Raw genomic sequence first — 1,342 nt, forward strand, 5'->3', positions numbered from 1 at the left:
GCCGATGCCGCGGCCTGTGGCGAGCAGTTCGATGGCGCGCATCAGCCGCCACTGCTGGCGCCATTGCTGGTAGCTCAGGCCGGTTTCACGCTGGAAGATCCGGCCGATGGTGCGGCTGCTGGCGCCGACCCGGGTGGCCAGTACCTGCAATTGCGGCGGCAGTTGCTCCAGGTCCGCCAGCAGCGGTTGCAGGCGTTTGTCCCGGGGCAGGGGCAGGGGCAGCGACAGGGGCTGGTGCAGGGCCTGGCGGATTTCCTCGATGCACAGGCCCAGCAGGTGCGGGTAGCGGCCCTGGCTCCAGTCGCAGTCGAAGGCGGCCTGGGCCATGGGTTCCAGCACGGCCTGGAGCAGCGGGCTGACCTCGATCACCGCCACTTCGGCCGGCAGGCGCCGGCTCAGTTCGGCGCTGAAGTACAGCGAACGGTAGTCCACGCTCTGCTGCATTTGCGCGCGGTGCGTGACCCCCGGGGGAATCCACGCCGCCCGCGAGGGCGGCAGCAGGCACAGGCGATGGTCCAGGGTGATCCGCGTGCAGCCCTGGCGGGTGTACAGCAATTGCCCGCGGCGGTGGCGGTGCAGGCCGGAGTCGTGGTCGCCGAGGGTCGCGGCGATGCCCAGCAGGGGGGCGTCGAAGCGGTCGGGGTCGAAGAGTGCCTGTGGTTCGAGCCAGGCCATGATTGGCGTACTTCCGATGTTTGTTGGCAGGGTTGCGATAATACGCCAGGCGCCGCTGCCTAGAATCGCCGGCATGTTTTTTTTGCCGAGCACTGCCTGATGAATCCCCGTTCCCTGTTGCCCCTGGCCCTGGCCCTGCTGATGTTCCCGCAGCTCGCCCAGACCCTCTACAGCCCGGCCCTGGCCGATCTTGGCCGGGCCTTTGGCGTGGCCCCCGCGCAAGCGGCCCAGAGCCTTTCGGTGTTTGTCCTGGGGTTTGCCCCGGGGGTGCTGCTGTGGGGGCGCTTGAGCGATCTTTGGGGCCGGCGCCCGGCCTTGCTGGGTGGCCTGACGCTGTACGTCCTGGCCATCGGGCTGCAATTGCAGGTGCAGAGTTTTACCGCGCTGTTGCTGTGCCAGGCCCTCGCCGCCCTGGGCGTGGCGGCGGGCTCGGTGGTGACCCAGACCCTGCTGCGCGACCTGTTTCGCGGCAGTGAACTGGTGCGGGTGTTTTCCCTGGTGGGTATGGTCCTGGCGGCCAGCCCGGCCATTGGCCTGTTCAGTGGCGCCGGGCTGGTGCGGGCCTGGGGCTACCAGGGCGCACTGGCCGGGTTGCTGGTGCTGGCCCTGGCCTTGCTCGGCTGGTGCGCCCGGGCCTTGCCGGAAACCCGTGCGCCGGCGCCGCACC

At 69.7% G+C, this 1,342-nt stretch carries 2 protein-coding genes; one reads left to right on the top strand and one right to left on the bottom strand.

The genetic code is table 11. The features are described 5' to 3' along the window. Nucleotides 1–675, bottom strand: a 675-nt coding sequence (locus F6S12_RS31765; protein WP_315869861.1) for a helix-turn-helix transcriptional regulator, incomplete at its 3' end; no start/stop codon positions are given. A gap of 99 nt (nt 676–774) precedes the next feature. Here F6S12_RS31765 and F6S12_RS31770 point away from each other — a divergent pair. Continuing rightward, the coding region (locus F6S12_RS31770) for an MFS transporter (RefSeq protein ID WP_315869862.1) at nt 775–1,342 on the top strand (568 nt) is incomplete at its 3' end.

It is taken from the genome of Pseudomonas sp. JV245A, assembly GCF_032424515.1.
In the GTDB taxonomy this organism is placed as follows: Bacteria; Pseudomonadota; Gammaproteobacteria; order Pseudomonadales; family Pseudomonadaceae; genus Aquipseudomonas; species Aquipseudomonas protegens.